This window comes from Paraburkholderia sp. Tr-20389 (genome assembly GCF_017104565.1).
Taxonomy (GTDB): Bacteria; Pseudomonadota; Gammaproteobacteria; order Burkholderiales; family Burkholderiaceae; genus Paraburkholderia.
In genome coordinates, this window is sequence record NZ_JAAGPD010000072.1 from 20004 (window position 1) to 45495 (window position 25492).

The 25492-nt window shown below is 62.8% G+C and carries 25 protein-coding genes; 13 read left to right on the forward strand and 12 right to left on the reverse strand.

What is annotated here, in order from left to right:
• Positions 1–21 precede the first annotated feature (21 nt).
• The 9 genes from G3N95_RS38020 to G3N95_RS38060 all read left to right on the forward strand — a co-directional run bounded on the left by G3N95_RS38020 (position 22) and on the right by G3N95_RS38060 (position 7967).
• Positions 22–1515 carry an NADH-quinone oxidoreductase subunit M gene (locus G3N95_RS38020; RefSeq protein WP_205975224.1) on the forward strand — a complete coding sequence of 498 codons (1494 nt, stop codon included), beginning with the start codon at positions 22–24 and terminating at the stop codon, positions 1513–1515.
• Between the two features lie 25 nt (positions 1516–1540).
• On the forward strand, positions 1541–3019 hold the full coding sequence (gene nuoN / locus G3N95_RS38025) for an NADH-quinone oxidoreductase subunit NuoN (RefSeq protein ID WP_205975225.1): 1479 nt from the start codon (positions 1541–1543) through the stop codon (positions 3017–3019).
• On the forward strand, positions 3019–3315 hold the full coding sequence (locus G3N95_RS38030) for a DUF2818 family protein (protein ID WP_205975226.1): 297 nt from the start codon (positions 3019–3021) through the stop codon (positions 3313–3315). The genes nuoN and G3N95_RS38030 overlap by 1 nt, the downstream gene beginning before the upstream one ends.
• A 41-nt stretch (positions 3316–3356) precedes the next feature.
• The gene (locus tag G3N95_RS38035) at positions 3357–3947 is read left to right on the forward strand and encodes an NUDIX hydrolase (protein WP_205975227.1); all 591 of its coding nucleotides are present in this window, start codon (positions 3357–3359) and stop codon (positions 3945–3947) included.
• A 243-nt stretch (positions 3948–4190) separates the two neighbouring features.
• Complete coding sequence (locus tag G3N95_RS38040; RefSeq protein ID WP_036003848.1) at positions 4191–4625, forward strand: DUF1178 family protein; 435 nt, start codon at positions 4191–4193, stop codon at positions 4623–4625.
• A 55-nt stretch (positions 4626–4680) separates the two neighbouring features.
• Entirely contained in the window at positions 4681–5877 is a 1197-nt protein-coding gene (locus G3N95_RS38045) for an acyl-CoA dehydrogenase family protein (protein ID WP_205975228.1), read from the forward strand.
• Positions 5878–5887: 10 nt separating this feature from the next.
• Complete coding sequence (locus G3N95_RS38050) at positions 5888–7015, forward strand: acyl-CoA dehydrogenase (protein ID WP_205975229.1); 1128 nt, start codon at positions 5888–5890, stop codon at positions 7013–7015.
• 32 nt (positions 7016–7047) lie between these two features.
• Positions 7048–7506: a MaoC family dehydratase gene (locus G3N95_RS38055; RefSeq protein WP_205975230.1), complete on the forward strand. Its 459-nt coding sequence runs from the start codon at positions 7048–7050 to the stop codon at positions 7504–7506.
• Positions 7503–7967, forward strand: a complete 465-nt coding sequence (locus tag G3N95_RS38060; RefSeq protein ID WP_205975231.1) for a MaoC family dehydratase — start codon at positions 7503–7505, stop codon at positions 7965–7967. Before G3N95_RS38055 ends, G3N95_RS38060 begins: the two co-directional genes overlap by 4 nt.
• A gap of 38 nt (positions 7968–8005) precedes the next feature.
• On the opposite strand, the gene G3N95_RS38065 is transcribed toward G3N95_RS38060, so the two are convergent.
• The 6 genes from G3N95_RS38065 to G3N95_RS38090 form a co-directional block, all read right to left on the reverse strand.
• Positions 8006–8707, reverse strand: coding sequence for a glutathione binding-like protein (locus G3N95_RS38065; protein WP_205975232.1), 702 nt, complete (start codon positions 8705–8707; stop codon positions 8006–8008).
• Between the two features lie 876 nt (positions 8708–9583).
• Positions 9584–10810 (reverse strand): acyl-CoA dehydrogenase family protein, encoded by a 1227-nt coding sequence (locus tag G3N95_RS38070; protein ID WP_205975233.1) that lies wholly within the window; start codon positions 10808–10810, stop codon positions 9584–9586.
• 66 nt (positions 10811–10876) lie between these two features.
• Entirely contained in the window at positions 10877–11983 is a 1107-nt protein-coding gene (locus G3N95_RS38075) for a phosphotransferase (RefSeq protein WP_205975234.1), read from the reverse strand.
• 33 nt (positions 11984–12016) lie between these two features.
• Positions 12017–12739 (reverse strand): histidine phosphatase family protein, encoded by a 723-nt coding sequence (locus tag G3N95_RS38080; protein WP_205975235.1) that lies wholly within the window; start codon positions 12737–12739, stop codon positions 12017–12019.
• Complete coding sequence (locus tag G3N95_RS38085; protein ID WP_205975236.1) at positions 12736–13524, reverse strand: enoyl-CoA hydratase; 789 nt, start codon at positions 13522–13524, stop codon at positions 12736–12738. Before G3N95_RS38085 ends, G3N95_RS38080 begins: the two co-directional genes overlap by 4 nt.
• Positions 13524–15104: a 3-hydroxyacyl-CoA dehydrogenase gene (locus tag G3N95_RS38090; RefSeq protein WP_205975237.1), complete on the reverse strand. Its 1581-nt coding sequence runs from the start codon at positions 15102–15104 to the stop codon at positions 13524–13526. The genes G3N95_RS38085 and G3N95_RS38090 overlap by 1 nt, the downstream gene beginning before the upstream one ends.
• A gap of 118 nt (positions 15105–15222) precedes the next feature.
• Here G3N95_RS38090 and G3N95_RS38095 point away from each other — a divergent pair, with 118 nt between their 5' ends.
• On the forward strand, positions 15223–15870 hold the full coding sequence (locus G3N95_RS38095; protein WP_205975238.1) for a glutathione S-transferase: 648 nt from the start codon (positions 15223–15225) through the stop codon (positions 15868–15870).
• A gap of 106 nt (positions 15871–15976) precedes the next feature.
• On the opposite strand, the gene G3N95_RS38100 is transcribed toward G3N95_RS38095, so the two are convergent.
• Together G3N95_RS38100 and G3N95_RS38105 are read right to left on the reverse strand one after the other, a co-directional pair.
• Positions 15977–17164, reverse strand: a complete 1188-nt coding sequence (locus tag G3N95_RS38100; RefSeq protein ID WP_205975239.1) for a pyridoxal phosphate-dependent aminotransferase — start codon at positions 17162–17164, stop codon at positions 15977–15979.
• Between the two features lie 84 nt (positions 17165–17248).
• Positions 17249–17764, reverse strand: a complete 516-nt coding sequence (locus tag G3N95_RS38105; protein ID WP_241019177.1) for a putative toxin-antitoxin system toxin component, PIN family — start codon at positions 17762–17764, stop codon at positions 17249–17251.
• Positions 17765–17821: 57 nt separating this feature from the next.
• Between G3N95_RS38105 and yaaA the strand changes: the two genes are divergently transcribed.
• On the forward strand, positions 17822–18604 hold the full coding sequence (gene yaaA, locus G3N95_RS38110) for a peroxide stress protein YaaA (protein ID WP_205975240.1): 783 nt from the start codon (positions 17822–17824) through the stop codon (positions 18602–18604).
• A gap of 30 nt (positions 18605–18634) precedes the next feature.
• Positions 18635–19801: a M14-type cytosolic carboxypeptidase gene (locus G3N95_RS38115; RefSeq protein WP_205975241.1), complete on the forward strand. Its 1167-nt coding sequence runs from the start codon at positions 18635–18637 to the stop codon at positions 19799–19801.
• 134 nt (positions 19802–19935) lie between these two features.
• Here the strand turns inward: G3N95_RS38115 and G3N95_RS38120 are convergent, their stop codons facing one another.
• From G3N95_RS38120 to G3N95_RS38135, 4 genes are all read right to left on the reverse strand, one after another.
• Positions 19936–20595 carry a hypothetical protein gene (locus tag G3N95_RS38120; protein ID WP_205975242.1) on the reverse strand — a complete coding sequence of 220 codons (660 nt, stop codon included), beginning with the start codon at positions 20593–20595 and terminating at the stop codon, positions 19936–19938.
• 211 nt (positions 20596–20806) lie between these two features.
• A complete protein-coding gene (locus G3N95_RS38125; RefSeq protein WP_205975243.1) occupies positions 20807–21481 on the reverse strand; it encodes an energy-coupling factor ABC transporter permease in 675 nt (224 codons plus the stop codon).
• 92 nt (positions 21482–21573) lie between these two features.
• Positions 21574–22455 carry a response regulator transcription factor gene (locus tag G3N95_RS38130; protein ID WP_205975244.1) on the reverse strand — a complete coding sequence of 294 codons (882 nt, stop codon included), beginning with the start codon at positions 22453–22455 and terminating at the stop codon, positions 21574–21576.
• 197 nt (positions 22456–22652) lie between these two features.
• Entirely contained in the window at positions 22653–23867 is a 1215-nt protein-coding gene (locus tag G3N95_RS38135) for a DUF2863 family protein (protein WP_205975245.1), read from the reverse strand.
• Positions 23868–24073: 206 nt separating this feature from the next.
• Here G3N95_RS38135 and G3N95_RS38140 point away from each other — a divergent pair, with 206 nt between their 5' ends.
• Positions 24074–25198, forward strand: a complete 1125-nt coding sequence (locus G3N95_RS38140) for an AI-2E family transporter (RefSeq protein WP_205975246.1) — start codon at positions 24074–24076, stop codon at positions 25196–25198.
• Positions 25199–25492: the final 294 nt, after the last annotated feature.

Here is a 25492-nt window from a genome sequence, read left to right on the forward strand (position 1 = left end):
AACAGGCTGGAGACATTTCTCATGCACACGACGTTTCCGATTCTGAGTATCGCGATCTGGATGCCGATTATTTTCGGCCTGGTGGTTCTGGCCATCGGTTCAGATCGCAATCCCGGTCCGGCGCGATGGATTGCGCTGATCGGGTCGGTGTTGAGTTTCATCGTGACGATTCCGCTTATCACGGATTTCGACACGAGTACGGCAGCATTGCAGTTCGAAGAAAAGGCCAACTGGATCGAGCGCTTCAACATCACGTACCACCTCGGCGTCGACGGTATCGCGATGTGGTTCGTCGTGCTGACGGCGCTGATCACGGTGATCGTCGTGATCGCCGCATGGGAAGTGATCACGAAGAACGTCGCGCAGTACCTGGCGGCGTTCCTCATCCTGTCGGGCATCATGGTCGGCGTGTTCAGCGCAGCCGACGGCATGCTGTTCTACGTGTTCTTCGAAGCGACGCTGATCCCGATGTACATCATCATCGGCGTGTGGGGCGGGGCGAACCGCGTGTACGCGGCATTCAAGTTCTTCCTGTACACGCTGATGGGCTCGCTGCTGATGCTGGTCGGGCTGCTGTATCTGTACACGCAGACGGGCACGTTCGATCTGGCCGCGTGGCATGCCGCGAAGCTGTCGATGACGCCGCAGGTGCTGCTCTTCATCGCGTTCTTCCTCGCGTTCGCCGTCAAAGTGCCGATGTGGCCCGTCCACACGTGGCTGCCGGACGCGCACGTGGAAGCGCCGACGGGCGGCTCGGTCGTGCTGGCGGCCATCATGCTGAAGCTCGGCGCGTACGGTTTCCTGCGTTTCTCGCTGCCTATCGCGCCGGACGCAAGTCACTTCCTCGCGCCCGTCGTGATTACGCTGTCGCTGATCGCCGTTGTCTACATCGGCCTCGTCGCGATGGTGCAGGCGGACATGAAGAAGCTGGTCGCGTATTCGTCAATCGCGCACATGGGCTTTGTCACGCTCGGCTTCTTCATCTTCAACCAGCTGGGCACGGAAGGCGCGATCGTGCAGATGATCTCGCACGGCTTCGTGTCGGGCGCGATGTTCCTTTGCATCGGCGTGCTGTATGACCGTATGCACTCGCGTCAGATCGCCGACTACGGCGGCGTCGTCAACACGATGCCGAAGTTCGCGGCGCTCGTGATGCTGTTCTCGATGGCGAACTGCGGCCTGCCGGGCACGTCGGGTTTCGTCGGCGAGTTCATGGTGATTCTGGCCGCTGTCCAGTACAACTTCTGGATCGCGTTCGGCGCGGCCGTGACGCTGATTCTCGGCGCGGCCTATACGTTGTGGATGTACAAGCGCGTGTACTTCGGCGCGGTTGTGAACGATCACGTGAAAAGCCTCGTCGACATCAATCGCCGCGAGTTCTTCATGCTTGCGGTGCTTGCGTTGTTGACGCTGTATATGGGCATCTATCCGAAGCCCTTTACCGAAGTAATGCACGTGTCGGTGGAAAATCTCCTGTCCCACGTTGCGCAGTCGAAGCTGCCGCTACCGCAGTAATGCGAAGCGGAGGAATTTAAAGATCATGCAAAACGCACCTATGACCGCCTTGTTACCCGACGCGCTGGTGATGGCCGCTATCGTCGTCGCGTGGCTCATCGACACGTTCGTTGGCCCGAACAGCCGCCGCACGACGTATTTCATCGCGCTGCTTTCCACGGTCGTGGCCGGCATCTGGTTCGCCATCGATGCCTTCACGCCGGGCGCCGGGCCGCAGTACTTCTTCTCGCGCATGTACGTGGTGGATCCGTTCGCCAACGTGATGAAGGCGGTCGTATCGCTGGGCTACGCAGTGACGATCGTGTACTCGCGCAAGTATCTGGAAGACCGCGGCCTCTACGAAGGCAACTTCTTCCTGCTCGGCATGTTCTCGCTGCTGGGCCAGCTGGTGATGATCTCGGGCAACAACTTCCTGACGCTGTATCTCGGTCTGGAACTGATGTCGCTGTCGCTGTACGCCGCGATCGCGCTGCGCCGCGAAAACGCGCCGTCGAACGAAGCCGCGATGAAGTACTACGTACTGGGCGCGCTGGCTTCGGGCTTCCTGCTGTACGGCATCTCGATGCTTTACGGCGCGACGGGCTCGCTCGAACTGAACGAAGTGCTGAAGGCCGTCGCGTCGGGCCACATCAACGACGTCGTGCTGCTGTTCGGCGTGATCTTCATCGTCGCGGGTATCGCGTTCAAGATGGGCGCGGTGCCGTTCCATATGTGGGTGCCCGACGTGTATCAAGGCGCACCGACTGCCATGACGTTGATCGTCGGCGGCGGTCCGAAGGTCGCTGCGTTTGCATGGGGGCTGCGCTTCCTGGTGATGGGCCTGCTGCCGCTCGCCGTCGACTGGCAGGAAATGCTGGTTATTCTGGCCGCGCTGTCGCTGATCGTCGGCAACATCACGGGTATCGTTCAGCGCAACGTCAAGCGCATGCTGGCTTACTCGGCCATCTCGAACATGGGCTTCGTGCTGCTCGGCCTGCTCGCCGGCGTGGTGGACGGTAAGACGGGCGCGGCTGCGAGCGCGTACGGTTCGGCGATGTTCTACAGCATCGTCTATCTGATCACCACGCTCGGCTCGTTCGGCGTCGTGATGCTGCTCGCGCGCCGCGAGTTCGAAGCCGAAACGCTCGACGACTTCAAGGGTCTCAACCAGCGCAGCCCGGTGTTCGCGTTCGTGATGATGGTGATGATGTTCTCGCTCGCGGGCATCCCGCCGGCAGTCGGCTTCTACGCGAAGCTGGCCGTTCTCGAAGCGACGATGAACGCCGGTCTCACGTGGCTGGCCGTGCTGGCCGTGATCACGTCGCTGTTCGGCGCGTTCTACTACCTGCGTATCGTCAAGCTGATGTACTTCGACGATCCCGTCGACACGACGCCGATCGTCGGCGATGCCTGCAAGCGCACGCTGCTCGCGCTCAACGGCGTGGCCGTGCTGGTGCTCGGTATCGTTCCGGGCCCGCTGATGTCGATCTGCCTGAACGCTATTTCGCATACTCTGCCGCTGTAATGTCGGCAGCGGGGTGGTTCATCGTGCTGTTGGCGCTCGTCGGCGCCAACCTGCCGTTCCTGAACCAGCGCGTGTTCGGTGTCGTGCCTTTGCGGGCCGTCAGGAAAAGCGCGTGGATCAGGATCGGCGAACTGATCGTGCTGTATTTCATCGTCGGCGCGCTCGGCTTCATGCTCGAAGCGCGCGCCGGCAACCGCTTCGAGCAGGGCTGGCAGTTCTACGCGATCACGTTCAGCCTGTTCATCGTTTTCGCCTTCCCGGGCTTCACGTTTCAATATCTCGTCAAACGGCGCTGATGGTTTCGGCCGTCGCGCCCTTTGCTGCAAAGGGGTCGCACATGGCAGAACTTCCCGATCACGACGCTGCACTCAAAGAGACCTGCATCACAAGCGAAGTCGCTTACCAGGGGCCGTTCATGACGGTCAAATACGACACGGTGCGCTTGCCCGACGGCAAGCAGGCGACGCGCGAGTACGTGAAGCATCCCGGCGCCGTGATGGTGATTCCGCTCTTCGACGACGGCCGCGTGCTGATGGAAAGCCAGTATCGCTACGCGATGGGCAAGGTGATGTACGAGTACCCGGCGGGCAAGCTCGATCCGAACGAAGATTCGCTGACGTGCGCGAAGCGCGAGCTGCTCGAAGAAACGGGCTACACGGCGCGCGAATACATCTACCTGACGCGCGTTCATCCCATCATTTCCTACTCGACCGAGTTCATCGATATTTACGTCGCGCGTGGCCTGACGGCGGGCGAGCGCAAACTCGACGACGGCGAATTTCTTGAGACGTTCATCGCGAAGCTGTCGGATGTTTCCGAATGGGTGCGCACGGGCCAACTGAGCGACGTGAAGACGATCATCGGTACGTTCTGGCTCGAAAAGCTGCTGTCGGGTGCATGGCCGGAGAATGCGCCGGAAGCAGGCTGACAAGCACTGACGCGGCGTTCGGCGGCGAACTGAAAACGGCGGCCTCGCGCTGCCGTTTCTCTTTGCGGGGTTCGCTGGGGCGCAGTCATTCGAGCGTCGGCGCGTCTTGCGCCAAAGCGCTAGAATGACTGGCTGCCGTTCGCCGGCGTGCTGTTCGCTTCGCCAAAAAGCACAGACATTTAGCGAACGACCGTTCACAAATTTCGTTTTTGCGATAAACTCGTACGCAAGCCCTGATTCCACATGAAGGTCCTCGATCTACAGTGTCCGCACGATCATCGGTTCGAAGGCTGGTTCGCTTCCGCCGATGACTTCGAGTCGCAGTTGTCCCGCAAACTGGTTGCATGTCCCATTTGCGGTGCAACGGAAGTGAGCCGTTTGCCGTCGGCGCCACGCCTGAATCTGTCGGGTGCCACGAGCGCGTCGAAGGAAAAGGCGGCTGCGGACGTTGGCGAACTGCAGGCGCACGTGATGCGCGCGCTGCGCGAGGTGCTGGAGAAGACGGAGAACGTGGGCGACCGCTTCGCCGAGGAAGCGCGGCGCATTCACTACAATGAAGCGCCCGCTCGCAGCATCCGGGGTGTGACCACGCCGGAAGATGCGCGAGCCCTCGTCGAAGAAGGCATCGACGTGATGCCGCTGCCTGTGCCCGCCGCACTGAAAGAGCCGCTGCAATAAGCCATCGCTTGCAGTGCTCCTGGCGGCGCAAGGCCGCGGCCAGGAGACACTGCGCATGGATCTGAATTATTCCCCCTCCGACGACGCATTCCGCGCCGACATTCGCGCCTGGCTCGAAGCGAATCTTCCTGATGCGCTGCGCGACAAAGTCCTCAATCACAAACGTCTGAATCGCGATGACTACGCGAACTGGCACGCTCTGCTCGGCAAGCGCGGCTGGTCGGCGCCTGCATGGCCAGCGGAGTACGGCGGCCCGGACTGGAACGCGACGCAGCGTCATATCTGGGACGAGGAGTGCGCCCGTCTCGGCGCGCCGGCCGTATTGCCGTTCGGCGTCTCGATGGTCGCGCCCGTGCTGATGAAATACGGCAGCGAAGCGCAGAAGCGGCACTATCTGCCGCGCATTCTCGACGGCACCGACTGGTGGTGCCAGGGCTATTCCGAGCCGGGCTCGGGTTCGGACCTCGCATCGCTGCGCACGCGTGCCGAACGTGTCGGCGACCACTATGTCGTCAACGGTCAGAAGACCTGGACGACGCTCGGCCAGCACGCCGACATGATGTTCTGTCTCGTGCGCACCGACAGCGGCGCGAAAAAGCAGGAAGGCATTTCATTCCTGCTGATCGACATGAAGACGCCCGGCATCACCGTGCGGCCCATCATCACGCTCGACGAGGATCACGAAGTCAACGAAGTGTTCTTCGAGGACGTGAAGGTGCCGGTCGAAAACCTCGTCGGCGACGAGAATCGCGGCTGGACTTACGCGAAGTATCTGCTGGGCCACGAACGGACGGGCATCGCGCGCGTTGGACAGTCGAAGCGCGAACTCGCGTTTCTCAAGCAACTCGCGCTGAATCAGAAGAAGAACGGCAAGCCGTTGTTGCACGATCCGCTCTTCGGCGCAAAAGTCGCGAGTCTCGAAATCGAATTGATGGCGCTCGAAGTGACGGTGCAGCGTGTCGTCGCGAACGAGGCGGGCGGACGCGGGCCGGGACCGGAGGCGTCGATGTTGAAGATCAAGGGCACGGAAGTGCAGCAAGGGTTGACCGAGCTGATGTTCGAAGCGGTCGGCCCGCTCGCGGCGCCATTCGACGCGCCGTTCCTGGAGAGCGAACGGGCGCACAGCATCACCGGCGACGACGATGCCGCGCCGCTTGCCGCGTACTACTTCAACTACCGCAAGACGTCGATCTACGGCGGCTCGAACGAAATTCAAAAGAACATCATCGCGCAGATGATTCTCGGACTGTGAGGAGCGGCGCATGAACTTCAATTTCACCGACGAACAGCAGCAATTCGCCGACGCGCTGCGCCGCTATCTCGACAAACATTACGCGTTCGAAGCGCGCCAGGCGATCGTGCGCTCGGAAGCAGGTGTATCGAACGAACATTGGTCGGCATTCACCGAACTCGGCCTGACCGCGTTGCCCGTGCCCGAAGCGCAGGGCGGTTTCGACGGCGGCACGGTCGACATGCTGGTCGTGATGCAGGAGCTGGGACGCGCGCTGGTCGTCGAGCCGTACTGGTCGACGGCCGTTGGGATCGAGGCGCTGAAGCTCTCAGGCACGGGCGAGGGCGACGATGCCGCGTTGCTCGAGCGTGCGGCGCAAGGCGAGATCAGGCTGGCCGTCGCGTTTCATGAACCGGACGCGCGCTACGACCTGTTTTCCATCGACACAACGGCGACGCGTCAGGGCGACGGCTATGCGTTGAGCGGAGCGAAATCGGTCGTGCTGCATGGCGCGCAGGCCGACTACTGGATCGTGCCCGCGCGCCTCGACGGAGAGATCGCGCTGTTCGTGGTCGCACGCGATGCGGCGAACGCGCAGATCGCGGATTACCGGACGATCGACGGCCAGCGTGCCGCGACGCTCGCATTCAACGCGACGCCGGCACGCAAGCTGAACGGCGCACATGCGGGCGCGGCAGCGCTGGAACATATCGCCGACTACGGCATCGTATTGCTGTGTTCGGAAGCGGTCGGCGCGCTCGATGCGCTGAATCATGCGACCGTCGAATACACGAAGACCCGCCAGCAATTCGGCGTGCCGATTGCGCGCTTCCAGGCGCTGCAGCATCGGATGGTCGAGATGCTGATTCATGCCGAGCAGGCGCGTTCGGCCACGTATCTCGCGGCCGTGCGCTACGCCAGCGAAGACACCGACGAGCGCCGGCGCGCGGTATCGGCTGCCAAGGTGCGCGTGGGGCAAGCCGCGCGCTTCGTCGGCCAGCAGGCAGTGCAACTGCACGGTGGCATGGGCGTGACGAACGAGGTCGCGGCCGCGCATCTGTTCAAGCGTCTCGCTATCATCGAAACCACGCTCGGCGATGTCGATCATCACCTTGCGCGCTTTGCCGCGCTGCCGGGATTCGCAACGGCCGACGCGTGAGCGCCCGCCAACACATGCAAACGAGGTAAAAGATGGATTTGGCTTACGAGGATATGGAAGTCGGCACGACACACGAGGTCGGCTCGCACACGTTCACGCGCGACGAGATCATTCGGTTCGCGGAGCAGTTCGATCCGCAGCCTTTCCACGTGAGCGATGCAGGCGCAGCCGCGTCGCCCTACGGCACGCTGATCGCGAGCGGGTGGCATACGTGCTCGGTGATGATGGGCATGCTCGTGCGTAACGTGCTCGCGGGGTCGACGTCGATGGGGTCGCCCGGCATCGACGATCTGCGCTGGCTGAAACCCGTACGTGTCGGCGACACGATCCGCATGACCAACAGCGTGCTCGACAGGCGCGTATCGGCGAGCAAGCCGGATCGCGGCATCGTGTCGACGGAATGGCGGGGATTCAATCAGCATGGCGAACTGGTGATCACCGTGCGATCGAAGTCGCTCTTCGGCTTGCGTCATCCGGGATCCGCTGTATGACGCCCGAACTGACGCTCGGTTCGGCTGACGACGTGCGTGCGCTCGTCGGCCAGTTGCCGCGCGTGAGCGATTGGGTCGAGGTCGATCAGGCGAGCGTCGATCGTTTTGCTGTGGCGACGGGCGATCATCAGTGGATCCATGTCGACCCCGAACGCGCGAAACGGGAATCGCCGTTCGGCGGACCGATCGCGCATGGTTTTCTGACGCTGTCGTTGATCCCTGCACTGCTCATCGACACATTCCGCTTCGAGCAGCGCATGGGCGTCAACTATGGGCTGAATCGTGTGCGCTTCACGGCGCCCGTGCCCGTCGGCTCGCAGTTGCGCGCGAGCTTCGCTGTCGCGGGCGTGACGGACGTCGAGGAGGGCGGCGTGCAGATCGCGTGGAATGTGACGCTCGAGCGGCAGGGCAGCGAGCGCGCAGTGTGTGTCGCGGAGTTCATTACGCGGCACTATTTCTAGCCGCGTCGAAGCGTCTGCGCGCCGTGCAATGCAGATGCTCAGTGCTTCGCGTACTGCGTCGCGCCGAACAACACTTCCTTCGCCTTGTCGTCCATCAGCGGCACACGCGCCGACGCCAGCACTTCGACACCGCGTTGCACGGCGGGGCGCGCGGCGATCTCTTCGTGCCAGCGCTTCACGTTCGGAAATTCGTCGATCTGCAGGCCCTGGTTTTGCCACGAGCGGGTCCACGGGAACGTTGCGATATCGGCGATCGTATAGTCGTTGCCTGCCAGATAGCGCGTCTTGCCGAGTTGCGTATCCATCACGCCGTAGAGGCGTTTGGCTTCGTTCGTATAGCGGTTGATCGCGTATTCGATCGGCTGCGGCGCGTAGATGCGGAAGTGGTGAGTCTGGCCGAGCATCGGACCGATGCCGCCCATCTGGAACATCAGCCATTGCAGCGTTTCGTAACGCGCGGCGGGGTCCGTGGGCAGGAATTTGCCCGTCTTCTCCGCGAGGTAGATCAGGATCGCGCCGGATTCGAACAGCGAGAACGGCGCACCGTCTGGGCGCTTTGGGCCGTCGCTGTCGACGATGGCGGGGATTTTGTTGTTGGGGCTAATCGCCAGGAAGTCCTTGGCGAACTGGTCGCCGGCGCCGATGTTGATGGGGTGTGCTTTGTAGTCGAGGCCTGTTTCCTCGAGCATGATGTGGATTTTGTGGCCGTTCGGGGTGGCCCAGCTGTAGACGTCGATCATTGGTGTGCTCCTTTGGTTTATGTCTGCGACGTAGTCGCCATTCTTGCCTTCTCGGCGCGGGCTTCGCCTTTGTTGAGTTTCCGCTCCGCGGTTTCGGTGGCCTCCGCGGTTTGCTTCTGGTTTGCTAGTGTTGCCCCTGTGCGGGGCGGCACTTACTTTCTTTGCCGCCGCAAAGAAAGTAAGCAAAGAAAGCGGGCTAACACCGCCAGCCCATGTTCTTGCCTGCGGGCCCCCAACGGGTCCCGCACTTCACACGGCAACACTTTGTTTTGCGCCCGTTGCCAGCGCCTTGAACAGCCGCATCACCCACTCCAATCACCCGCAGACAGCCAGCGGCAGCGACTCGCCTGCGACGCCCAGGTGGCAAACTGTGTGTAGGCCGTCGCAATCGACGTGCACCACTCCGGACTGAAAAGCGGGATCGGTGTCGTAGGAGCGCGAACGCATACGGTGCGATGGCCTACACACAGTTTGCCACCTGGGCGGCCGTGGACGTCTGGTAACGCGGGCCGTGACGCGGGAAAGTGAAATGGGTGATGCGAATCAAAGAGCGTTGGCAACGGGCGGGAAATAGCGCGATGCCGGGTGGAGTGCGGGACCGGTTGGGGGCCCGCAGGCAACAACTAGGATTGGCGGTGTGAGCCCGCTTTCTTTGCTTACTTTCTTTGCGGCGGCAAAGAAAGTAAGTGCCGCCCCGCACAGGGGCAACGCCTGAAGCACGAAGGCAAAACGCGGATGCCAGCGAAAAAAAGGCGCTCGCCAGCAAAAAAACCAGAATGGCAACTGCGTCGCAGACAACAGAAAAAAATTACACCACAGTTCACCAAACCCTGCTGACGGGCCGACGACAAACACCCCCAAACGGCAAACCAAACCTCAATCAGCCTGCTGGGCATACTTGCCCAGCTCAATCTTCGCGATGGCATTGCGATGAACCTCATCAGGCCCATCAGCAAACCGCAACCACCGCGCGGTGGTATACGCATAAGCGAGCGGAAAGTCCTCGCACAAACCCGCAGCGCCATGCGCCTGAATCGCCCAATCGATCACGGTGCAAGCCATATTAGGCGCCACAACCTTGATCATCGCGATCTCACCGCGCGCGCCCTTATTGCCGACAGTGTCCATCATGTAAGCGGTCTTCAGCGTCAACAGCCGCGCCTGCTCGATCAAACAACGCGCCTCGGCAATACGCTCCTGAGTAACGGTCTGCGCCGCGAGCGGCTTCCCGAACGCAACCCGCTGCAAAGCACGCTTCGACATCAGTTCAAGGGCGCGCTCAGCAAGCCCGATCAACCGCATGCAATGATGGATACGCCCCGGCCCCAATCGCCCCTGCGCGATTTCAAACCCGCGTCCTTCGCCCAGCAGCATGTTCGCGGCAGGCACGCGCACATCGTCGAGCGTGATCTCCATATGACCATGCGGCGCGTCGTCATAACCGAACACCGTCAGCGGACGATGCACGGTAATGCCCGTCGCGTCGGCAGGCACGAGGATCATCGATTGCTGTTGATGACGCGGCGCGTCAGGATCCGTCTTGCCCATCACGATCAGCAGCTTGCAGCGCGGATCGCCCGCGCCCGACGACCACCACTTGTGGCCGTTGATCACATACGAATCGCCGTCGCGCACGATACTCGTCCGGATGTTGGTCGCATCGGATGAAGCGACTTCCGGCTCGGTCATCAAAAACGCCGAACGGATCTGGCCTTGCAACAGCGGCTCCAGCCATTCGCGCCTGTTCTCTTCGCTGCCATAGCGCTCGATGGTTTCCATGTTGCCGGTGTCGGGCGCGCTGCAGTTGAACACCTCGGGCGCCCAAGGCACGCGGCCCATGATTTCGCACAGCGGCGCGTATTCGAGATTCGTCAAACCCGCACCGCGCTCCGAATCGGGCAGAAACAGATTCCAGAGACCGGCCTCGCGCGCCTGCTGTTTCAGGCTTTCGATCAGCTCCGTCGGCACCCACGCATTGCCAGCCTGACGGTTGCGCGCCACTTCGGCGGAAAAGGCCTGTTCGTTCGGATAGATGTGCTCGTCGAAGAAGGCGAGCAGCTTGTCGCGCAATGCCTGAACCTTCGGGGTGTAGTCGAAATTCATCTTGCCCTCGTGGATGACATCGAATCTGTTCTACAACATGAATGTGTCGCAGCGTCGCCCGGTCAATCAACGCACTTTCTGCGCGTAGCGCCACGCGAGTTCGGCCATCGGACGCGCCCGGCGTCCCGCGTCGAGCGCCTGCTCGCTCGCTGCCGTGCCGTCGACGACGCGTTTCATGATCCCTTGCAGAATCGCAGCAATGCGGAACATGTTGTACGCGAGGTAGAAGTTCCAGTCGCCGCGGATCGTCAGGCCGGTGCGCTCGCAGTAGCGTTGCACGTACTGTGCCTCGTCGGGAATGCCGAGCGCGCGCCAGTCGAGACCCGCAATGCCGCGAAACTGCGCGGGATCGACGTGCCATGCCATGCAGTGATACGCGAAGTCGGCGAGGGGATCGCCAAGCGTCGACAGTTCCCAGTCGAGCACGGCGAGCACGCGTGGTTCGTGCGGATGAAAGATCAGATTGTCGAGCCGGTAATCGCCATGCACGACGGACGCACGCTCGCCCGTGTCGGCAGGCATATGCTGCGGCAGCCAGTCGATCAGTCGATGCATCGCATCGATCGGCTCCGTTTCCGAAGCCTGACACTGCTTGCTCCATCTGCCGATCTGTCGCGCGAAGTAGTTGCCGGGCTTGCCATAGTCCGCAAGCCCGGCCTTGTCGACATCGACGGTATGCAATGCGGCGATCACGCGGTTCATCTCGTCGTAGATCGCGGCGCGCTGTGCGGACGTCATGCCGGGCAGCGACGGGTCCCACAGCACGCGGCCCTGGACGAACGCCATCACATAGAACGCGCGGCCGATCACGCTTTCGTCTTCGCACAGCGCGAGCATCGTCGCGACGGGCACATCGGTGTCGCGCAGCGCGTGCATCACGCGATACTCGCGTTCGATCGCGTGTGCGGACGGCAGCAGTCTCGCGGACGGACCGGGTTTCGCGCGCATCACATAGGCGCGCGTCGGCGTGACCAGCTTGAAGGTGGGATTCGACTGGCCGCCCGCGAACTGTTCGAGCGTCAGCGGTCCAGCGTAGCCGTCGACATGTTGCGCGAGCCATGCGGACAACGCATCGATGTCGATGCGCTGCCGTTCGCTGACGGGCCGCGTGCCTTCGAAGGCGGTGTAATCGGTTTGCGTCGTCGATCCGGCTGGTGTCGCGTCGTGCGGCATGTCTCCTCCGTTGGATGATCGAATGATCGACTGCTAGCTGCCTCTGCTTTGAATGAATTGCGCGTAAAGCATTTCCATCGACGTATTGCGGACGTCGCGATGCAGCGGCGACAGCGCGGCGTGATTGATGAGCCGCACGACCCAGTCGCGCGGCGCGGCGCCTACGTCGAGCGCATTGATACAGCCGGTCGCCTGCGCGAGATGGCCGAAGAACGTGCGGCCGCCCGCGGTGATCGCGTGCGAGAGAAGCGCGCGATTGACGCCGCCATGCAGCACGAGCAGCACGACGTCCCATGTTCGATCTTCACGCAATGCAGCGAGCGCAGGCAGCACGCGATCGAACAGTTCGCCGATTGTCTCGCCGCCGAGAAACCGCACGTCCTCCGAGACGATGCCGTCGAACGCGCTGAGAAAAGCCGCTTCAAGATCGGCGAGCGGAAGCGAACCCGGCTTGCCGCTGCGGATTTCTTCCCACGCGGGTTCGATCTCGACAGCGACATCGGCGCCCATTTGCGCGAGCACGCGTTCTGCCGTTTCGACCGTGCGCGGCAGGCCGCTCGCAACCACGCGATCGAAGCGCACGTCTTGTTCCGCGAACGCGCGACCGGCGGCGTCCGCCTGCGCGCGGCCTTTCTCGTTGAGGGGCACGCGCTCCGGGTCGATCGCGCTGCCCGACGCATCGAAGTACGTGACGTCGCCGTGCCGCATCAGATAGATGCGGCGGCGCTTCGGCAACTGATAAGCCGGCGTGCTCATCGGTAGTTCGGTGCGCGCTTTTCGAGGAACGCCGTGATGCCTTCGAGCCCGTCGCGATGATGCAGCGACGCGACGAAGCTGTCGCGCTCCGCGACGAGATGCTCAGGCAGCGACTGTTCGCCCGCGGCGGCGATCAGGCCTTTGATGCGTGCCTTCGCATTGGGCGATACCTTGCCGAGATCGTCGGCCCAGGCGATGGCCGCATCGCGCGCGGCGCCCGGTTTCGCGAGCCGGTTCACGACGCCGAGTTCATGCAGGCGAGGCGCACCGATCGGCTTGCCTTCGATCAGCACTTCCGTCGCGATCTGACGCGGCAGCGCGCGCGCGAGGAACCACGAGCCGCCGCCATCGGGCGTGAGGCCGACGCGTGCGTACGACATCACGAACTTGGCGTCGTCGGCGGCGACGATCAGGTCGCACGCGAGCGCAAGCGAAAACCCCGCGCCCGCCGCCGCGCCTTCGACGGCGGCGATCACCGGCTTCGACGACGCCTGCAGCGCGGCAATCCATTCGCCGAGCAGATCGATGCTCTGTGCCTGCACGGACGGATCTTTCGCGCGGTTCTCGAGCAGCCGGTTCAGATTGCCGCCCGCGCAGAAAAAGTTGTCGGCGCCCGTGATCACGATTGCGCCGATCGACGCATCGCGCTCGGCCGTGTTCATCGCTTCGATGCCGGCCGCGTACATGTCCGGGTGCATCGCGTTGCGCGCGCCCGGGTTCGAGAGCGTCAGCACGAGCGTCGATTCGCTTTCGGTGGGGCGTGAGGCGAGCAGTTCTGCGGCCATTATGCGTGCTCCTGAGTGTCGTGGTTGTTGTCGTTGTTGTCGGCGGCATCGCGTTGTGTGAGCGGCATGCCGAGTTGCGCGCGACGCGCGAGCCACGGTGAAGGACGATAGCGCGGGTCGCCGAGCACGCTGAACATGTTGCGCAGAATCCTCAGGATGGTTTGCGCGCCGAGCGCATCGCCGAGTGCCAGCGGTCCGCGCGGATAGCCGAGGCCGAGCGTCACCGCGAGATCGATGTCTTCTGGCGACGCGATCTGGCGCTGCGCAATATCGCAACCGATGTTGACGATCGTCGCCACCACGCGTTGCGCCACGAAGCCCGTCGAATCGCGGATCACGGTGACGGGCGCACCGTCGTGCGAGAAGAGGGCGTGGGCGGTATCGCGTGCGGCGCGCGTCGTCGCGGGCGTCGTCATCAGCGTGCGGCGCTGTGCGTCGACGAGCGGGAAGAGCGTATCGATGGCGACGACGCGGCCTGCGTCCAGGCCTTCATCGACCGCGGCCGTCGTTGCATCGAAACCGAGCGGCGTCACGACGATCAGTGAATCGGCGGCGGGCGTCGCGCCGTCGTCGACGGCGACGCCGGCCTTCGCGATCAATGCGAGCACGGCGTCGCGTGCAGCGGGCACGCGTGCGCTGACCCACACGCGCTTCGGCAGTTCAGTCGGCGCGGGCAGTTCGGCGGGCGCCTGCTGTTTGCCGTCGACATACACGTAGAAGCCTTCGCCTGCCTTGCGTCCGATCAGGCCGCCCGCGAGGCGCGTGCCCGTGATCGGCGACGGCGTGAAGCGCGGCTCTTCGTAGAACTGGTGATAGATCGATTCCATCACGGGATGCGACACGTCGAGCGCGGTCAAATCCAGCAACTCGAACGGCCCAAGACGGAAGCCCGCTTGCTCGCGCATGATGCGGTCGATGTCGACGAAGCTCGCGACGCCTTCATCGGCTACGCGCAGGCCTTCCGTGTTCATACCTCGGCCCGCGTGATTCACGATGAAGCCGGGCATGTCCTTCGCGCGTACGGGCGTGTGGCCCATGCGGCGCGCGAGATCCATCAGCGCGTTGCCGGCGGCGGGATCGCTGCGCAAGCCGTCGATCACTTCGACGACCTTCATCAGCGGCACCGGATTGAAGAAGTGGTAGCCGAGCACGCGCGACGGATCCGTGCACGCGGCCGCAATCGCGGTGATCGACAGTGACGATGTGTTCGACGCGAGGATGCAGCGCTCGCTGACGATGCCTTCCAGTTCCTTGAAGAGCGCGCGCTTCACGTCGAGCTTTTCGACGATCGCTTCGACGACCAGGTCGCAGTCCTTGAGTTCTTCGATCGCGTTGGCGCCCGTCACGCAGGCGAGCGCCGCGAGCGAACGCGAGCTGTCGAGCTTGCCTTTGGCGACGAGCTTCGAGAACGTGTCGGACAGATAGTCGCGCGCCGCACCGATCGCTGCGGCGTTTGTGTCGTAGAGCTTGACCTGGAGGCCCGCGAGCGCGGCAATCTGTGCGATACCGCGTCCCATCGCACCCGTGCCGACGATGCCGACAGTCTCGATGCTGTACTGGCGAGAGGTGTTCGATGACATGATGTGACTCACTCCATGATTATTCTAAAATAGTACGTCCGTTTCTGATTCGCCCCGCTGACGACGCGTACGGCGAACGGCAAGCGACTTCCGACAACCATCCGCAGGGAGACACCGGATGATCCAGTTGCATGGTTTTGCGCTGTCCAACTATTACAACAAAGTCAAGTTTGCGCTGCTCGAATTCGGCATTCCGTTCGAGGAAGTGGTCGTGCAGCCGAGTCAGGATGAGGCGTTTCTCGCGCACTCGCCGCTCGGCAAGGTGCCGTACATCGTGACGGAGCACGGCAGTCTGTGCGAGTCGCAGGCGATCATCGAATATCTGGCGGCCGTCTATCCCGACAAGGCGATTTTCTCGCCCGATCCGTGGGAAGCCGCGAAGGAGCGCGAACTGATTACGTTCGTCGACGTGCATCTCGAACTGACGGCGCGCAATCTGTACAAGCAGGCGTTCTTCGGCGGCACGATCACCGACGCCACCAAAGGGCGCATCGAGAAACTGCTGATCCACCACATTCACGGCTTCAGGCGGCTGGCGGCGTTCACGCCGTATCTGCGCGGCGAGCGCTTCAGCATCGCGGACGTCGCGGGCTTCGTGAGCCTGCCGCTCGTCGGCATGGCGACGCAAGCCATTTACGGACGCGATTTTCTGCTCGACGTCGGGATCGACTGGAAGCCTTACGTGAAGACGCTCAATGCGCGGCCTGCCGCGCAGCGCGTGACGGAAGACCGCAAGGCGTATATGGAAGCGCAAAAGAAGAAGTGAGCGTGCGGTCCGCTTGCGTGCCCGACATGCCGGCACGCAAGCGCTGCAACGCTTCGCACGCGATGGCGAAGAACCTGGGTTCGTTCGCAACATCGCGCGTGCCATCTCAGAGACGCGCCAGCCGTTCGAGCGCGGTGGCGAGCGTGTCTTCTTGTTTTGCGAAGCAGAAACGCACGACGCCGGATTCATGCGACTCGTGATAGAACGCCGACACAGGAATGGCAGCCACGCCGATCTCGCTCGTCAGCCATTGCGCGAATTCGGCTTCGGGCATGTCGCTGATGGCCGAATAGTCGACGCACTGGAAGTACGTGCCCGTGCACGGCAACAGCTTGAAGCGTGATTGCGCAAGACCCGCACGGAAGAAGTCGCGCTTCTTCTGATAGAACGCGGGCAGATTCAGATACGGCGCGGGATCCTGCATGTAGTGCGCGAGCCCGAGTTGCATCGGCGTGTTGACCGTGAACACGTTGAACTGATGAACCTTGCGGAATTCCGCCATCAGCGCAGCGGGCGCGGCAACATAGCCGACCTTCCAGCCCGTCACGTGATACGTCTTGCCGAAGCTCGACACCACGAAGCTGCGCTGCGCGAGTTCCGGATAGCGCGCGACGCTTTCGTGCGGCGCGCCGTCGTAGACCATGTGCTCATACACTTCGTCGGAGAGGATCAGCACATTCGTGCCGCGCACGATGTCCTCGAGCTTCTTCATGTCGTCGGCACGCCAGACGGTGCCCGTCGGGTTGTGCGGCGTGTTGATCAGGATCATGCGCGTCTTCGGCGTGATCGCTGCGGCGAGCTTGTCGAACGGGATCGCGTAGTCGGGCGCGTCGAGCGTGACGAACACGGGCTTGCCGCCCGCCAGTTCGATCGACGGCAGATAGCTGTCGTAGGTCGGTTCGACGACGATCACTTCATCGCCCGGATGGACGGCACACAGGATGGCCGTCAGCAGCGCCTGCGTCGCGCCCGCCGTCACGGTGATTTCCGTCGTGGCATCGTAGCGGCGGCCATACAGGCTCGAGATCTTCTCGGAGATCGCCTGACGCAGCGGCGCGACGCCCGCCATCGGCGGGTACTGGTTGTGGCCTTCGCGCATGGCGTTGGACACGGCATCGACGATGCGCGGATCGCAATCGAAATCCGGAAAGCCCTGACCCAGATTGACCGCGTTCTTTTCGACGGCGAGCGCGCTCATCACGGTGAAGATCGTCGTGCCGACGCTCGGCAGACGGGACGGGAACGAAGGAGTGGTGGTCATAGGCGTGGTCGTCGGATCGTGCGGTGCGTTCATGTCGATTGTAGGGAAAAACGGCGCGGCGGTTGTGCGTGCCGGGTCGGACCGGGCGTACGGATGGCGGAGCGCGCCCCGCGTGCGTCAGGCTTGCGCGGCTTCTTCGGCCGTCAACGCGCATTCGACGACGAACGGTGCGGGCTGCGCTATCCGGAAGCCGAAGTCACGCGCGATCCGCCTGGCCATCTTCAGCACCGCGCGATCCTTCGAGACCAGCCAGTCCGCCTGCATCGCGTACGCGAGTTCGAGAAACTTCTGATCGTCGCGGTCTTTGCATTTGGGAAGCGGGCGCGCGTCGTCAGCGGGCGCGGGCTGAACCAGGGTGGACAGGCGCGCGACCGTCGCCAGCGCGGCGGCCTTGTCGACCGCGCGCTTCTCGAACTGCGGATAGTCGAGCACATGCGTCAACTCGGCAAGACACCGCGCGTCGATCAGCGCGCGCAGCGCGCCGCTTTCGAGCGCGGCGAGAATGGGGCGCGTGTGCGGATCGTCGAATACGAGAATGTCGATCCATACATTCGAATCGAGCACGACGGCAGGCGCAACGGCAAGGGCTGCTGCAGGCGCGTTCTGTTCAGGCAAGGCAGGGGTTTCGGGCATTCGTTACAATCTGGCTTTCGTCTTTGACCGCCAGGCACGGTGTGCCTGAAAGCCTCTATGATAATCGTTCTGTCGCCGGCCAAATCGCTCGACTACGAGACCCCGCCGCACGTCAAGAAGCATACGATCCCCGATTTCGTCGATGACGCCGCCGAACTGATCGGCGATCTGCGCCGTTTGTCGCCGCAAGACATCGCATCGCTGATGGACATTTCCGATCAGCTCGCGCATCTGAACTTCCAGCGTTACGCCGACTGGTCGCCGACCTTCGACACGTCCAACTCGAAGCAGGCCGTGCTCGCGTTCAACGGCGACGTGTACGAAGGCTTCGACGCGAAATCGCTGTCCGCTACCGATCTCGACTACGCGCAACAGCATGTGCGTGTGCTGTCGGGGCTCTACGGGCTGTTGCGTCCGCTCGATCTGCTGCAGCCGTACCGGCTCGAAATGGGCACGCGCTTCGAGAACAGTCGCGGCAAGGATCTGTACGCGTTCTGGGGCGCGCGCATCACCCAGGCGCTCAACCAGCAACTGGACAAGAAGAAGGGCGGTTCGCGCGTGCTGATCAATTGCGCTTCGACGGAATACTTCAAGTCGGTCAAGCCGAAGCAGCTCTCGGCGCCCGTGATCACGCCCGTGTTCGAAGACTGGAAGGGCGGTCGCTACAAGATCATCAGCTTTCACGCGAAACGCGCGCGCGGTTTGATGGCGCGCTACGCGGTGGAAAACCGCTTCGACACGCCCGAGCAGTTGAAGGCCTTCGATTCTGAAGGCTATGCATTCGACGCTCAGGCCTCGAACGATTCCACCTATGTCTTTCGTCGGCGCATCGCGGACTGACGCCGCGCCGAACCAGCAGGAACACCCAACATGACGCTATCCATTACGAGCAATTTCGACGCCGGCGCGATCGAAGTCCTGTCCTGCGCGCAGCCCGACAACATCCGTTTGCGCGTGCGTCCGGACAGCCACGCTGACTTCGCGCAGTGGTTCTATTTCCGGTTGTCGGGCGCGCGCGGCGAGCGCTGCGTGATGACCTTCGAGAACGCCGCCGACTGCGCGTTCGCCGAGGGCTGGCGCGACTATCACGCATGCGCGAGCTATGACCGGGTGAACTGGTTCCGCGTGCCGACCTCGTACGACGGCCGCGTGCTGACCATCGATCACACGCCCGATTTCGATCGCGTCTACTACGCGTACTTCGAACCGTATAGCGAAGAACGCCACTCGGAATTTCTCGGCGCAGTCCAACAGATGCCGCATGCCGCACTGACGGAACTGGGCAAGACAGTCGAAGGCCGGCCGATGTCGGTGTTGACGCTCGGCACGCCGACGCTGCTCGACGACGGCACGCTGAAGCCGAAGAAGAAAATCTGGATCATCGCGCGCCAGCATCCGGGCGAGACGATGGCCGAGTGGTTCGTCGAAGGGCTGGTGAAGCGGCTCGTGGGCTGGGGCGATTCGTCGGGCGATCCCGTCGCGCGCAAGCTCTACGATTACGCGGACTTCTACATCGTGCCGAACATGAACCCGGACGGCAGCGTGCACGGCAATCTGCGCACGAATGCAGCGGGCGCGAATCTGAATCGTGAGTGGATGGAGCCGGATGCCGCGCGCAGTCCTGAAGTGCTGCTCGTGCGCGACGCGATTCATGCGACAGGCTGCGATCTGTTCTTCGACATTCACGGCGACGAAGCGCTGCCGTATGTGTTCGTCGCGGGCTCGGAGATGCTGCCGAGTTTCACCGAGCGGCAACGCGAGGAACAGACGGCGTTCATCGAGGGCTTCAAGCGTGCGAGTCCCGATTTCCAGGACAAGTACGGCTATGAGTCGAGCAAGTATCGGCAGGATGCGCTCAAACTCGCGTCGAAGTACATCGGCAATGAGTTCGGGTGCCTGTCGCTGACGCTGGAGATGCCGTTCAAGGACAACGCGAATCTGCCCGACGAACGCATCGGCTGGAATGGCGAGCGTAGCGCGGCGCTCGGTGCAGCGATGCTGCAGGCTATCCTCTGGCATATGGAGGCTTTTGCCTGAGGCGCGCATTGTGTCGACGCGTTGATCGGCCGTAAAGGTATGTAAAAAAGCGAGGCCACGTGGAATGCGTGGCCTCGCTTTTTTGTTGGTGCGCGATGTGCCCGGTCCGTGGTTCGAACCAGGCGCAAGCGGCATCAATGCGTCTTCTTCGTGGTCGACTTTTTCGTGCTGCTGCTCTTGGTCGTCACGGCCTTGCCCGACGATTTGCTCGACTTCTTGTTGCCCGACTTGTTCGGCGAGCCTTTGGTTGATTTGCCGGAACTCTTCTTCGAACCCTTGCCGCTGACGGCATGTTTGCCCTTCGCGCTGTGCGAGCCCGACGACGCGGCACTGTGCGCGCGCAGTGGCGGCACGGGATCGTTCCAGCTGAATGCGAGCATCTGCGCGCCGACGTAGCCGCAGCGGAACTTGAGCTGCGACGGATCACCGCCCGCTTGGGGGACGCCGAGGCCTTCGACGGTCACGATGCTGTCGACCTTGACCTTCTGCTTGCCTTCGTCGAACGAATCGTTCCACGGTGTGACGGCGGCATGCGCGCTGTCGAACGAACTGGGTGGGAACTCGACGTGATCGAAAGCCGTCGATGTGCTCGCGACAAAGTTGCCATGCGCTGCGCAATCCGCGACGAGCGGATCCGCGTGCATATCGTTGATGAATTTGTTGACGAGGTCGTTGTGCTGCCCGAGTTGATCGGCGAAAGCGGGCAGCGTGCAGGCGAGCGATGCGCTCGCCAACCACACCGCTAACCGGCCGACCAACCGCGGCAATCGGCGCGGTGCGTTGGTGCGATCCATCTATGTTTGGTCAATGCTGTGAAGACTTCAGGCACATAAGATGCCCGTCGGCAGGAAGGAGTTCAATCCTGGCATAAATAATTTGTCGTGTCGTGGTGTGCGGGCTCGATGAGCGATAGATCGGCGGATGATGCATGGATGCGCGAACGCACGAAGAGACCACGAAGCCGGCCGAGCCAGATCGATGCGGTGCTGCGTGCGTAAGAGGCGTTCAGGTACGCGGGCCGCCGAGACGGTAGCGGCGCACATCGTAAGTGGTGACCCACGCGGGACGATAGACGGCGATCAACGCAGTCGACATACCCGTGAACCACGATTCTCCCGACGCAAGCAGGAACACGCTAAAGGCATACCCGGCCGGGATCACGGACATCGATCCGTCGGCGAGCGCGATATGTGTTGCCAACGCAACCGCCGAAGCAACGGAGACCGCGATGGCCGGCGACACGAAGCCCTGGCCGAAGATGAACATGAAGAGATTGCGCGGCAGCCACGCGATGCTCGCGCGTTGCAGCAGCGTGGAGACACCGACGGGTACGGCGCCGAATACGAGGAAGGTGAGTGCGATGCCTTGCCACGGCGCGTCGAAGACGACAGCGGCGAGCCCCGTGACGATGGCCATCGCAATCAGCGCGAGGCCCCAGTCGAAGAGTGTGACGACGAGCGTCGCACCGAGCAGATGAATGACCGTGCCGTCTTCGAGCCATGCGTTGGTTGCCCACAGCACCGAGACGGCGACGATGATGGCGAGCCACACATGTTGAAGCACGGGTTCCTGCAATCGCCTGAACGGGTTCTTCCAAAGCGCGAGCGCGAGCACAGCCACAGCGGCGATCCAGCCACCGACAGCGACCCACAACGGAAGCGGTGTATAGAGGAAACCCATGTCTTCATATTACTCGTTGAACGGCGAAACGTGTGAGCGGATTCCATGCCAGCGATGATTTATGTCGATTGACAGCAGATTCCTTTCGTCCTTTACATCGCGCCGTCGTCGCGCTCCGGGCTCGGGCGCCGCGCACCATAGGGCGCGGTTGCTTCGGCAGCCATCGGCAGTGCGGCGGAAGTGTCGCTGCCGGGCAACGGATAGCGAAAAGTCCGCTGCTTGCGCTGACGCAGCGGTACGACGTTGGGCGCAACGCGCGCGGGACGTGGGATGCGATTCTGTCCATTGCGCAGCACTTCGAGTTGCGCGGTGAGCCAGCCGTTGTAGATCGCGACAGCGGCGGCGCGGTTCGGTGCGCCGAGTTGCTGGAAGATCGTGGCCAGATGGATTTTCACGGTGCCCTCGCTGATGCCTAGCGCGCGAGCAATCATCTTATTCGTGCTGCCCATATGTACGCAGCGCATGATCTGTTCTTGCCGCGGCGAGAGGCCGCCCGTCAGGCTCGGCCGTTTCGGCGGCGCAAGCAGTTCGAGCGAGCGTGGGTCATCGAGCTGGCGCACGCGTCTGCCTGGCGATGCGCGTCCGTCGAGCGACAGCGCGCCGGCTGGGATGTAATGGACGCCGAGCAGAACCATTTCCAGTGCGCGTACGATCACGCGCGGGTCGGTCGAGCGCGGGATCACGCCGAGCACGCCTTTCTCCACGAACGCGCGCACATGAGCAGGCGAGATATCGTCGACCAGCACGGCGACGCGCAGTCCCGGATGATTGGCGAGCAACGCGCGGGCGTCGGCGGGCGACATCCAGTCTTCCCAGTCGATCAGCAACAGATCGGGCTGCAGGCGGCGCAACGTACGCTCGGCCTGCGGCCAGTCCTGTGCTTCGCCGAAACGTGCCTGCCGGTCGACTTGCCGTAAGAGCGCCTTGAGTCCTTCCCTGCGTTCGGCGTCTGAGTTGAGAACTGAAAATCGCATGCATTGGCTCCTGATCGATCGGTCATGGCGGCGCGATGCCCGCTACGTTCTCGTCGTTGCGCAGCGATGCACCATCGTGTCGATCATGACAAATTCCCTGTCGGCCGGCGGCCTGTCCGAGTGGCATAGGACGAGTGCCATAAAAAAGCCCCGCACGCGGCGGGGCTTGATTTGATACGGAGAAAGTTCTGAAGTGATCAGTGGAAATGCGGTTGAGCAGGCTCGGCATCTTCCGGCATTTCGGCGTGAACGATCTCGCCGAGGGGATCCGCATACAGCGGGACGCCGCAGTCGTCGCAGTATTCCGGCTCGAAGCGGCCGGCATGGCGGCGGATATCGGTGATGCCTGTTTCCTTCAGCAGCGCAACGATGTCTTCGAGCGGACCTTCGGGGGACATCGCTTCCTGCGGTTCCTCGTCGATGCCCGGGTCGCCGTTCTCGCGGCCGTACAGCGGCCATACGACGCCATAGATCACGTCGTTGCTGCCGCGACGTGTGAAGCCGATGCGATATTCGTCGATGCGCCGCTCGCCGAAGCCCGCGACGACGGCGCGCAGTTCGTCGGGCGTTGCGCCGATCGTGTCGAACAGATAGCGCACTGCCGTGCGGACGGTGTGCGGGCGCACGCGCTCGTCCGCGTCGCGGCAGGCCGAATAGTAGGCGTCCGGCAGCAGGCATTCGAACTCGCAGCCAGGCAGCACGACGGCCAGATTGGCGCCGCCTTGCGTCGCCCATTGTTCGAGGCACTGGCTGCGTTCGATGCGCGAGCCGTGCTCTTCTTCCTGCCAGCGGAACACGGGCGCGCCGACAGGCGCCGCGACGACGGCCAGCAGGAAACGCGGGTCGGCCAGGATGGGCGAGGTTTCCGGCAGCTCGCCGAAGTTGATCTTCGCGGTGGCGCCGGCGACGGCCGCTTGCGCCAGTTGCTGCGCGAGTCGCCACGTTTCGACGTGGTGACGCGGCAACTGGTCGATGCTATACATAAAGGGCGCCATCGCGACGCGGGTGTCGGCGGCCAGCACGTGTGCCTGCATATGCGCGCGCAATGCGTCGGCCGCGTCGCCTTTCAGCGCGCCCGACGGAATGACGTAGCGCGTCCAGGCCAGCACGGGCGCGGCGATCAGCAGCGCTTCATACTGGACGCCGTCGTGCTCGACAATCAGCGACTCGCTATGCGTTTCGGCCATGTCGGCAAGGGCGCCGTAGGCGTCCGGGTGATTTTGCTGCAGATGGTCGAGCGCGGCGTCGAGCGTCGTCTGGTTGCCGTTGCGGACTATTTTTGCGAGCAACCCGTCGAGCTTCGCTTCCCAGAAGCGGTCCTCGGTGCGGCTGCCCGACGCGAAGAGCGCGAGCGACAGACCGACCAGCTTGTCGGCATCGGGTGGTAGACGTTTGGCGATTCGCGAGCGCATAAATCCGGAGGTTGTGTGCAGAGAACCATATATTCTAGTCGTTTCTTCGTCGACATATTAACGACACGCGCTGGTGGCAGTGAATCGCCTTTAATACGGGCTTGCCGTCCGTTGAAGGGCTCGCTCGGGGCCGGGCCTTCGTGGCTTTCGCCAGAGCTTTTCTATACTCGTTCTGCGGGGCGTTGGCAGGGTGTCGGGAGTGGTGCATGGTGAAATCGGACCAACTGATCGAACGGCTGGCTGCCGTGTTCGCGTTGCTGTTGCTGGTCGGCGGCTCGCTGCTGGTGCTGGCGCCGTTCACGACCGCGCTGCTGTGGGGCGCGATCCTCAGCTATAGCTCGTGGGGCTTGTACTGCAAGCTGGCGACGAGCCTGGGCGGACGGCGCAGATGGGCCGCGACGCTGATCGTGCTCATCATTCTGATCGTGGTGCTGGGGCCGTTCGTGTACGCGGGCTTCGCGCTCGGAGCGCATACCAAGGACATCACCGCGCTGGTTCAGCATCTGATGGACGCGGGCTTGCCGGATCTGCCCGATTGGGTCGCACGGGTTCCACTCGTCGGTTCGAGCATCGAGTCGTTCTGGGAGCGCGTGACCAGCAGCAACTCCGAGATGGTCGCTCAGCTCCGCGGGTTGGCCGCACCGGCCGGCAAATGGATTCTCGCGGCAGCGCTCGCCGTCACGCACGGTCTGGGCTTGCTCGCGCTGAGCATCATTCTGACGTTCTTCTTTTATACGGGCGGCGAGGGCGCGGCCGCATGGCTCAACGCGGGCATGCGACGGATTGCCGGGGAACGCGCGGATTATCTGCTGGCTTTGGCGGGCAGCACGGTGAAGGGGGTGGTGTACGGCATTCTCGGGACGGCGCTGGTGCAGGGCGTACTGGCCGGCTTCGGCTGCTGGATCGCGGGTGTGCCGGCGCCGGCGTTGCTCGGGCTCGCGACGTTCTTCCTGTCGGTGATTCCGGGCGGTCCCGTCGTGGTGTGGCTGCCTGCTGCGATCTGGTTGTATCACGGCGGCGAGACGGGGTGGGCGATTTTCCTCGTGGTGTGGGGCGTGGTCGTCGTGGGTATGTCCGATAACGTCGTTAAGCCGATCCTGATCGGCAAGAGCAGTGACATGCCGCTGATCCTCGTGATGCTTGGCATCCTCGGCGGTGCGTTCGCGTTTGGGTTCCTCGGCGTGTTCATCGGGCCGACGTTGCTTGCTGTGGCGTATACGGTGCTGCACGACTGGACGATCGGGTCGCCCGAGGCTCGCGAACTGAGTGCGAAGGCGGGTGGAAAGCCGGCGGACGCGGTTGCGCAGGTCGAGAAGGCACCGGGGAAATGACTCTGGAAAGTGACCCCGATAAAAAACCTGCGTCATACCCTTGTCATGAGGCCTGGGATGGCCTAAGATTCGCGTCCTCGTTCAAGAGCGCGGTGTTCTACGCGACGGAGCGGGGCCGCGACAGAAACGGCGCGGTGGTCGAGTCAGCAAGGTTTTTCAGGCGATGCTAAAAAAACCGGTTGACGAAACGAAAAAGGTTCTTCATAATCTCGTTTCTCTGCTGCTGACGCAGCAACGCGGTGAAAGCAAGGTGCTTCCTGCGAATGTTCTTTAAAAACTAACAGCCGATAAGTG